Origin of the sequence: Allobaculum sp., from assembly GCF_047010065.1 — a bacterium.
GTDB classification, from domain to species: Bacteria; Bacillota_I; Bacilli_A; order Erysipelotrichales; family Erysipelotrichaceae; genus Allobaculum; species Allobaculum fili.
Map to the genome: position 1 here is coordinate 1,093 of NZ_JBKXLD010000077.1, position 9,680 is coordinate 10,772.

Here is a 9,680-nt window from a genome sequence, read left to right on the forward strand (position 1 = left end):
TCGTAGGGCACCTGCGTTCCGTTTCGCTTTTCGGGCAGTGCGCGTACGACTTCCGGAATGATATCGCCCGCTTTGCGGATGATGACCTGATCGCCGATACGCAGATCGTAGGCGTCGATGCGATCGCGGTTGTGCAGAGTCGCGGCGCTGACGAGCGTGCCGGCTACGCGAACTGGCGCCAGAATGGCGTTTGGGGTAATTTTGCCGGTGCGTCCGACGGTCAGCTCGATACCCATCAGCGTGGTTTCGACTTCTTCCGCCGGAAATTTATAGGCGATGGAATAGCGCGGATACTTGGCAGTCACACCGATCTCATGCTGCATCGCAAAATCGTTCAGTTTGACGACAATGCCGTCAATTTCAAAAGGAAGACTCGAACGAATCTTCGAAATGCTTTCAATAAAGTCCCAGATTTCTTCAAAGGAAGTGCAGAGCTTCCAGTTGGGGAAAACCGAAAAGCCCATGGCTTTGAGCTGTTCGAGGGCTTCGGCCTGGCTTTTTACGCCATGCTCTTCGCCGTTCTGGAAATAGTAAAGAAACATGTCCAGGCGGCGCTTGCGGGCAATGGACGTATCCAGGTTGCGGATCGTGCCGGCCGCGGCGTTTCGCGGATTAGCAAACAGCGGCAGATGCATTTCTTCCTGGAGCGCATTGAGCTTTTCAAAGCTCGCCTTGGGCATGATGACTTCCCCGCGCACTTCTACATGGCCCGCCTCGTCGATATGCATCGGAATCGAAGAAATCGTGCGGACGTTTTCCGTCACGTCTTCGCCGACCGATCCATCCCCGCGCGTAACCGCACGAACAAAGGACCCGTTTTCATAAATCAGAGCCATGGCCAGTCCGTCGAACTTGCATTCGCACACAAAGGATGCCCGTCCAAATTCTTTCCAGATCCGTTCGCAGAACTCTTTCAGTTCCTCTTTGGAAAAGACATCATCCAAAGAAAGCATGCGCTGGTCGTGGACGACTTTTTCAAAGCCGTCGAGCACTTTTCCGATAATGCGCTGCGTTGGCGAATTGGGATCGTAGCTTTCCGGATGTCTGGCTTCGAGCGCCTTGAGCTCTTCGAGCAGCGCGTCGTATTCCGCATCGGATACCGTCGGATTGTCGTTGATGTAATACTCTCTTGAATACCGTTCAAGAAGACGGCGAAGTTCTTCAATGCGTTTGATTTCATCCATACGGCATGCCTCCTGTCTCTGCTCCTCCTGCCGGTCTCCTGCGGCCGACTGCGAATGTAAAAGCCGGTCAGCCAGGGAAAACGGGAGGGGAATACGGTCCTTGTACAGACCGTTTCCATGTATTTATTCGTACATATTCTTTTCTTATGTATTTCTTTATTCCTGTTCGGATTACAGCCTGCCGCATACTGCGCGGCGGGCCTGAAAAGGAAATGAAACCATCGTCCATTGTATCAAAGTGCACCCCGCTTGTCGCAGGCGGCTAAGGACGGGTTTCAGCTGGCGAGATCTTCGGGATCGACGTCGGCTAACGGCGTAATGAAGTTCGCGTTAATCTTTTTGACGTGATCGTATCCGTCAAACTGAATCTGGATAATATCGCCGGAAACGTCGAGGATCGTTCCCTGCTTGAACTTATTGTGGAAAATCCGATCGCCCTTATGGTACGTCACCTTTTTCGGTCTGGACTTGGCGCGTGCCGCAAGGGTACGGGCCGACTTCATGCGCTTCTCGCGATTTTCGACCAGTTTGGCGATCTTTTCGCCGGTCTGTCTCGACGTTTTGACGTCCTTTTTCTCCTGCTCCAAATCGCTCAGTTCCGGTACGGGACCAGGACGGCGCATGTGGGCAGTCAGCGTATCGGGAATTTCGTCGATAAACTGCGAAGGAATTCGATTGCCCTGCTGACTGTACATATAGCCGGTGTTCCACGTCAGAAACAGAAGGTCCTTTGCGCGGGTCATGGCGACGTACATGAGGCGCCGCTCTTCTTCCATGCCTTCTTTTCCGCTTTCCATAACGGAGCGCATGGACGGAAACGTGTCTTCATACAGGCCGCTCACGAACACCACCGGGTATTCCATGCCCTTGGCGGTATGGACCGTAGAAAGGGTGACGGCGTTGCGGTCTTCTTCGTCGATGCGGCCGGTGTAAATCGCCAGATTGCTTAAGTATTCATCGAGGGTGAGGGTCGCGTCGTTGGAATAGGCGGCGGTAATATCGCTCTCGAGCGCACCGATGTTCTGCATGCGCTCTTCGACTTCATCCATCGCCAGCGATTTCTTATAGCCGGTCTCTTCGACGACCGCGTCGACCAGACCGAGCAGACCGTACTTTTCATAGCGCGCCTGAATGCGGTCGAGCACATCGATAAAGGATCTGGCCCTGGCCGCATTGACGGTTTTTGGATCACGCAGCACATCGAGCATGCTTAATCCTCGATCCTGACTTTCCTTGCGCAGCGTATCCATGAATTTTGGACCGATTTTGCGGCTTGGCACATTGATGATGCGCTCGAGATACAGATCCTGGCTCATGAACGCCGGATCATCGGGATCCGGTTTGCGCAGAAGAAAGAGGTAGGCCAGGATGTCCTTGATTTCCTTGCGCTCGAAGAAGCGGATGCCGCCCAGAATGCGGTACGGAATTTTCTGCTTTACGAGTTCTTTTTCAAAAATACGGGAAATATAGTTGGCCCGGTACAGAACCGCAATATCTTTATACGGAACGGGCTTGAGATCCTTGGCGCCGATCGAATGAAGACGGGCGATCATCATCGCCACAAAGCTGGCTTCGCTTTCGTCTTCCATGCCCCCAAAGGTAAGGATCGGCTGCGCGCTTGGACGCGTGGAAAACAGATCTTTTTTCACGCGGTTGCGGTTGTTGGCGATCAGCGCGTTGGACGCGTCGAGAATGACCTGTGTTGAACGGTAGTTCTGATCGAGGATAATCGTTTTTGCATCGGGGAAATCTTTTTCGAAATCCATGATGATGGAAACCGAAGCGCCGCGCCACGAATAAATAGTCTGGTCCGGATCGCCGACGACCACGAGCTGGGCATCGGGGCGAACGAGTTTTCGAATCAGGGAATACTGGATCGGGTCGGTATCCTGAAACTCGTCGACGTGAATGTAGTCAAGACGGTTTTGCCACTTGGTGCGGACGACTTCGTTTTCGGTAAGGAGAGCATCCGTATTGAGAAGCAGATCGTCAAAGTCCATGGCGAACATTTCGTTCTGTTCGCGAAGGTATTCGGCATAAATCGTCGTCAGCACGTGTCCGCCCGGCGTATCGGCCAGAACGCGCGCTTTCTCCGGATCGACCTGTTCGCGCTTGCATGAAGAAATGAAGCTGAGAATCTGCCCGGCGGGATATTTCTTATTATCGAATCCTTTTTCCTTGCGAATGCGGCTGACCATGGATTTCTGGTCGTCCCCATCGAGGATGGTGAAGTTGGACGGATAGCCGGCCGCTTTGGCGTCCATGCGCAAAATGCGGGCGCACAGCGAGTGAATCGTCGAAATGCGCACGTCACCCGCTTCTTCAGGCAGGATTGCCTCAAGGCGGTCTTTCATTTCCCGGGCAGCCTTGTTGGTGAAGGTGATCGCCATGATCCGGCTGGGGTACACATCCGCTTCACGGATCAGATATTCAATGCGGGCCATCAGTACGCTGGTCTTGCCCGATCCGGCGCCGGCGACAATGCGCAGCGGCCGGTCCAGACAGCACACCGCTTCTTTCTGTGCCGGGTTCAGTTTCTCCATCAACTCGCTCATTCTGCTTCCCTCTTCTTTTCTCGAAAAAGCGGTCGAAATCCGATCTCTGACCGCATCGTTTTGCCCGTTCGGGCGGTAAGAATCGTCCTGTTATTATACCATGCTCCCCCATGCCCGAAAGGCAGGCGCAGGTCTGTACAAATGTGCGTACTCTTTTCGTTTACCTGGCGGAATGTTTGAACAATTCAGTCCGTATGAATTTATTTCTTCATTGAATGGATAATAAAACATCTATCGTATACGGAAAACGCCGTTTTTCGGATCCTGGCGGCTCCAATTGTCTGCATATGCATACAAAGGATTACCGCTTTGTTTTTTGTCGGCTAAAGTAAAGACAGCAGGAAGCGATTTACCATCTTCCGGCATGGATCCGGCAGCCGGATCTGTGTCCGCACCTGCGCCGCCGATCTCTCCGCATCCTGAAAAGAAATCCGCACTCCAGGCGGCGCAGCAAAAGATGGTACTGTTGCTCATCCCCGTAAAAAAGGAAAGAAAGAAGGAAACGGATCCTCATGAATGCAGCCGCAAAGTATTACCAGCATGCTTCCAGCCTTCTCGATCAGACATTTGAAGACGAAGAAGCTCACATTCAGCAAGCCGCCTCGCTGCTGACAGACAGCTGTCTGCAGGGCGGACGAATTTACGTATTTGGTTCCGGCCATTCGCACATGATGGCTGAAGAAGTGTACGCCCGCGCCGGCGGACTGGCGCTCATTAAAGCTATCCTTCCCCAGGAGCTGATGGTCATCGACTTCCCGACCAAGTCGACCGGTCTCGAGCGCATTTCCGGCTATGCCGCCTCGCTGCTTGAGCTGTACAAGCTCGATGAAAAGGACACGATTGTCATCATCTCCAACTCCGGAAGAAACAGCGTACCCGTGGAAATGGCGCAGGCCGCCAGAGAAAAAGGTGCCAAAGTCATAGCTCTGACTTCTCTGGCTCACTCGAAAGCGTGCACGTCCCGCGCGCCGTCGGGCAAGCGGCTCTTTGAGCTTGCCGATGTCGTTCTCGACAACCACGCCCCCAAAGGCGATGCCTCTCTGGAAATTGAAGGCTGCGATACGCCCGTCGGCCCGGTTTCCAACTTCCTGGGCATTTTCCTGATGGATGCCATGATGACGCAGGTCATTGAAAACCTCGCCAAAGCCGGCAGGAAGCCGCCCGTCTTTGTCAGCTCGAACGTGGACGGCGGCGACGAAGTCAACCGCAGACTGTTCGAAACGTATTACGGCTACTGGAAATAAAAACCTGCCTCTGTCTTAAAAGACGGCCGCTCTGCTCTGCACAGAACGGCCGCTTTGTTTTTGGGAAATCTCAGGCTGGAAAACTTTTGGCGAATGCTTTTGCCGGATCGGCTGTGCGAATCTGCCCGGCGGATCGGTGCGCAAAATCTGCCGGGTCATGCATAGAAAAAGGAAGCCAGACGCGTTTATACGCCGGCTTCCCTGTCTTGCTTCGTTTTGGCTGAGGGTCTTCGGTTTTATCATCCCGCACATCCTGCAGGTATGAAGTCTCAAAACTTCTTCTTGCTTTGACTAAAGGGTGGTAAAGCCGGATTCTTCAATGCACGTCTTCAAATAGTCGCGTTCCGCTTCGCTGCGCGCTACGCCATGAATATAGAGATCGCGCATGTTGTCGCGGATCATGGCATCGATCGTGTAAATGCCATCCTGCTTGTATTCTTCCAGCCACAGGACGCTGTCGTCCTTGCGGAACTCCGGCTCCTGTTCCTGTACGCTTTTCAAGTCAGGAAGAATGGACGGCTGCTTGGAAGCCTGCAGCAGCCAGGCCCATTCCTGTTCTTCTTTGAATGGAGAAGTCAGGAAAACGGACTGTGTGGCTGGATCGTAGCTTCTCTCTGCAGTACCCGCAGCTACAATCCGCACGTCTTCAAAGATGTGGTAGACTTCGCGTGTCCGATACGAGACAGCTTCCCCGTCCATTTCGATGGCTCCTTCCAGTTTGTTGTCGCGTCCCAGAACAGAAATCAGTTTCTTATAGGCGTCAATTGGAAGTCCAAGCGTCGGGTCAAGACGGAAGGCGATTTCGAGATCATCACAGATTTCGTTGGCCACCTTTTCCGTCTGTTCGTTCATTTTGGAAAATTCGCCGTAGCTTTCCTTGGCCAGAAGCGTCAGGGCTGCGTTGCGGAAAAAGCGTCCGTCGCGATCCCAGTTGTTCCAGACATAAAAATGATCCATGAGTTCAGCCGCATCCTTTGCGCGGAATTCGTGTTCATCCATGTCGCCGCTGGCGGTCAGAACCTGTCCTGCCTCTGCTTTGGGCAGATAGTACGTTTCATCGAACATATAGTTTCGATCTTTAAATCCGGGTTCTTCCAGAACGAGCTGACGGACATAATCGATCTCCTGCTCGTACTGCTGCACCAGACGGTCAAAATTTTCGTCCCTGGCATAGTCGAGATCGTCATCGAGCTCATAGTCTCCGGGAATTTCTTCTTCAATGTCTTTAAACAGATCGACCACAAACGCGTGGAAGCCAGGACCGCCGTGACGGGTATTGGAAGAAAGAATCAGATCCTTTCCATCTTCTCTGGCGACGATTTTTCCCTGCGGGCAGACCAGAATTTCAACATGGCCGCCGCGCTCTTCAATCTGAACGCCTTCCCGCTCGCAAAGTGCGCCGAGCACTTCATACAGTTCTTCCATCTGTTTCTCTTCTCTGTTTTTACAGATCAGCTGAACAAACATGATTAACATCCTTTCTGTTCTAAATAGGACCACAAGTATTATTTCATTTTTTGGCATCGCCCATTGGGCTCATGCCCGATCTGCCTTTTTTCATGCGGTACGGCCTGATCCGGGCGCGGTCAAAAACGAAACATCGTTGCGGCCGGTCATTTTCTTTGAATCGATTATACTGTTGTTGATTAGAGGTATCGATTATGAATCAAATTGCCAGAGACTGGACCGATTATGAGGTCCTTGATGCAGGAAATAAAGAAAAGCTCGAGCGCTGGAACCATGTCGTTCTGCGCCGCCCGGATCCGGTAGCCATTTGGCCGATCGATGACGAACGGCCATGGAAAAAAGCGGACGCCGTCTATCATCGTTCGAACAAAGGCGGCGGACAGTGGGAATTCAAAAAATCCGTCCGGGATTTCTGGACGATTTCCTATAAAGATCTTCGCTTTAAAATTTCCCCGACCGGATTTAAGCATACCGGTCTTTTTCCGGAACAGGCGTCCAACTGGGATTTTATAATGAAGGCCATCCGCGAACGGAAGAAAAAAGCGCCCGAAGCGCCGATCCGCGTTCTGAACCTTTTCGCCTATACCGGCGGGGCGACTATGGCGGCTGCCAAAGCCGGTGCCGATGAAGTCATCCATCTCGACGCCTCCAAAGGCATTAACGCCTGGGCCAGAGAAAACATGGAACTGAACCATCTGCAGGATAAAAAGATCCGCTTCCTGATCGATGACGCGCTGAAATTCATACGCCGCGAACTGCGCCGCGGACGGACGTATCAGGGCATTATCATGGACCCGCCTTCTTACGGACGCGGCCCGAACGGCGAAGTCTGGAAACTGGAAGACAACATTTATGAACTGATCGACGAAGCGCAGAAGCTGCTAGCCGATGACGCGCTGTTCTTTATCGTCAATCTGTACACTACCGGCTTCCCGCTCTCGACCCTTTCGCAGACCCTGGAGCGCACGGTTGTTCGCCAGCATGGCGGCTATGTGGAAACCGGCGAAACGCTTCTGCCGATTCAGGCCGGCGACGCGGTACTGCCATGCGGTCTGTTTGGACGGTGGACCTCGTTTCGTCCCGAACATCCCGACCCCATCGCCGAAGCGAAAAACGGCTAGAGCTGAGTCATCACCTGGCGAAATCTGACCTTCTGCGTACAAAAAGAAGGCCTGAGCGCCCGATGATACTTCGTAGACAATTTCAAACTATGCATTCAAATACAGCCAGCAGGATTTCCTTATGAAGAGGGAAGCTTGCTGGCTGTTGTATTGTATGAATAATAATTTTTATGAATTGTAAATACAGTGGTAAGGTTTTTAATTAATGCTTTCGGCGTTCTGTCCAGATAAAGCGGCAATCTTTTTGAAGAAATTGGAACAGATCCGAAAACGGCCTGTTTTCAAACGCGATCGTACGCAGAAGGAAAACGGATGAGAATCAGCCTGCGCGGGAAGCGTAAACATAGTCGTCATCCGAAAGGCAGACCCACTTGTCCTCGCCAACACGCCCCCAGACGCTGCCGTCACCCGCGGTTTCTTCTTCAAGCACGGTAATGATGGTGCCTTCGCTAAGACGATCGACCTGGGAATGATCCAGAGACGGTCCGCTGCGAACCTTCATCACATAATTGAGGCGATACTGCGTCTTTGCGGGTTCTGGCTTTGGCTCCGGTTTTGGTTCAGGTTTCGGCTCTTCTGCTTGCGCAGCCTGCAAGCTGACGGATGCTTTTTCGTCGGATGCGGGAGCTTCAGAAGCCTTTAAAGACGATTCGGCACTCGGCTTCTGGGAAGAATCCGACGATTTGTCCGACAGAAAATCCTTCGCGGACGAATCGGAGGAGATGACGGCCACATCCTGCCTGCCAGCCCCGTTATAGGTGAAGAAGAACCATCCGCCAAAGGCGCCGACCCCTAAAAGAAGTGCAGCAGCCAGAACGATCAGAACGATTTTCCCTGCAGAGCCAGACTTTTTGGGCTGAGGAGCGGAAGGACCGGAAACGGGTGCAGGCGGCACTGGGGCATAGTTTTGCGGACCGGGCTGACGCGGCGGTTCAGCATAGCCATTTGGCCCTGCGCTGTTCGGACCGTAATGGGGCGAAAATCCTCTGTTGGACGACGGATTTTGAGGATTTGGCCTCTGCCCGGTCTGCAGGCCGTCAGACGATGCCGGATTTGGACGATCCGCTGGGTTTGGATTCGGATTTGCGGTGAAGTTCGAATTGGGCAGCGGCGTCCCGCACTTTGCACAGAATCGAGCCTCATCCTTGTTGGAATAATGACAGGATGGACAGTTTTTCATAGAACCTCCCTGAATATGAATATTAATTAGTTATAATCATCTTATCATTGCCAAAACCGATAAAACAAGACAGCCTGAACTCCACCGGAATCCAGCAAGCCCGTATCCCTTTTTCGGTGCAAAAAGTGTACGGTCTGCTTGATAAAACAGGAGCCGGAACTGATCGGTCTGGTCTTTCCTCTTCCAGGGCAATACATTCAACACGTATGAAAAAGAGAAAACATCTGCGTCCGCAGTTTTGCCAGAAGCGGATGCGGTCGAAAGGAGCCTTCGCATGAAAGGACGTCAAATCGAAAAACTGATTTTAGCCGCCCAGCTCGCTGCGCTTTCCATTTTTGGAATGGCCGCCTGCAGCTCTTCCAGGTCAGGCACTTCTTCCCAGGCGGATCCGAGCAGCCAGACCGTTCCCTCGGCTCAGCGCTCGGAACGAACATCCGAAGAAATTGCCGAAGCCAGACGCAAAGCGGAAGAAGCCATCCAGTCGCCTGACGGTCCCCAGGATGGGGATTCGGTTCCCGCTGAAACGCTTCCGGAAAACGGGCAGGCTACTGCTCTAAAAGAAGAGACAATCGACGGCATTTACTATAAGGACGGCATTCTGATTGCGAATAAAAAGCACGGTCTTCCGGCGGATTATGCCCCAGGCGTCGATCCGACCGCCAGCGCGCAGGTTTCCGCTCTGATTGCGGACATGATCGCGCAGGGCATGGACGTAAGCTATGACACGTCCAATTTCCGAAGCTACGACACGCAGGCCGGCCTCTACAACAACTATGTCGCCGGCTATGGTCAGGCTGAGGCGGATACCTTCTCTGCGAGACCTGGATATTCGGAACATCAGACCGGACTGGCGTTCGATTTGAAGCACAGCAGCGGCGCGCTGCTGACCGGACCCACAGAAGCCCAGTGGCTTCTGGACAAGTCCTGGA

The 9,680-nt window shown here is 52.9% G+C and carries 7 protein-coding genes; 3 read left to right on the plus strand and 4 right to left on the minus strand.

The features are described 5' to 3' along the window. Together ligA and ACLUYS_RS07430 are read right to left on the minus strand one after the other, a co-directional pair. On the minus strand, positions 1–1,184 hold a 1,184-nt coding region (ligA, locus tag ACLUYS_RS07425; RefSeq protein WP_412659506.1), incomplete at its 3' end, for an NAD-dependent DNA ligase LigA. A 275-nt stretch (positions 1,185–1,459) separates the two neighbouring features. Then, the gene (locus ACLUYS_RS07430; RefSeq protein ID WP_412659507.1) at positions 1,460–3,739 is read right to left on the minus strand and encodes an ATP-dependent helicase; all 2,280 of its coding nucleotides are present in this window, start codon (positions 3,737–3,739) and stop codon (positions 1,460–1,462) included. Positions 3,740–4,251: 512 nt separating this feature from the next. On the opposite strand from ACLUYS_RS07430, the gene ACLUYS_RS07435 reads away from it, so the two are divergent. Next, positions 4,252–4,983, plus strand: coding sequence for an SIS domain-containing protein (locus ACLUYS_RS07435; RefSeq protein ID WP_230267551.1), 732 nt, complete (start codon positions 4,252–4,254; stop codon positions 4,981–4,983). A gap of 291 nt (positions 4,984–5,274) precedes the next feature. On the opposite strand, the gene ACLUYS_RS07440 is transcribed toward ACLUYS_RS07435, so the two are convergent. Then, positions 5,275–6,408, minus strand: coding sequence for a hypothetical protein (locus ACLUYS_RS07440; protein WP_412659508.1), 1,134 nt, complete (start codon positions 6,406–6,408; stop codon positions 5,275–5,277). Between the two features lie 236 nt (positions 6,409–6,644). Here ACLUYS_RS07440 and ACLUYS_RS07445 point away from each other — a divergent pair, with 236 nt between their 5' ends. Next, on the plus strand, positions 6,645–7,571 hold the full coding sequence (locus ACLUYS_RS07445) for a class I SAM-dependent methyltransferase (protein WP_288338907.1): 927 nt from the start codon (positions 6,645–6,647) through the stop codon (positions 7,569–7,571). Between the two features lie 319 nt (positions 7,572–7,890). On the opposite strand, the gene ACLUYS_RS07450 is transcribed toward ACLUYS_RS07445, so the two are convergent. After that, positions 7,891–8,751 carry a zinc-ribbon domain-containing protein gene (locus ACLUYS_RS07450; protein WP_412659509.1) on the minus strand — a complete coding sequence of 287 codons (861 nt, stop codon included), beginning with the start codon at positions 8,749–8,751 and terminating at the stop codon, positions 7,891–7,893. 274 nt (positions 8,752–9,025) lie between these two features. Between ACLUYS_RS07450 and ACLUYS_RS07455 the strand changes: the two genes are divergently transcribed. Further along, positions 9,026–9,680: D-alanyl-D-alanine carboxypeptidase family protein (locus tag ACLUYS_RS07455; RefSeq protein WP_412659510.1), on the plus strand; the 655-nt coding region annotated here is incomplete at its 3' end.

Excerpts from the sequence above, each read along its gene's own strand:
- ACLUYS_RS07430 (WP_412659507.1), bottom strand. The coding sequence starts at position 3,739 with ATGAGCGAGTTGATGGAGAAACTGAACCCGGCACAGAAAGAAGCGGTG.
- ACLUYS_RS07435 (WP_230267551.1), top strand. The coding sequence starts at position 4,252 with ATGAATGCAGCCGCAAAGTATTACCAGCATGCTTCCAGCCTTCTCGAT.
- ACLUYS_RS07440 (WP_412659508.1), bottom strand. The coding sequence starts at position 6,408 with ATGGAAGAACTGTATGAAGTGCTCGGCGCACTTTGCGAGCGGGAAGGC.
- ACLUYS_RS07445 (WP_288338907.1), top strand. The coding sequence starts at position 6,645 with ATGAATCAAATTGCCAGAGACTGGACCGATTATGAGGTCCTTGATGCA.
- ACLUYS_RS07450 (WP_412659509.1), bottom strand. The coding sequence starts at position 8,751 with ATGAAAAACTGTCCATCCTGTCATTATTCCAACAAGGATGAGGCTCGA.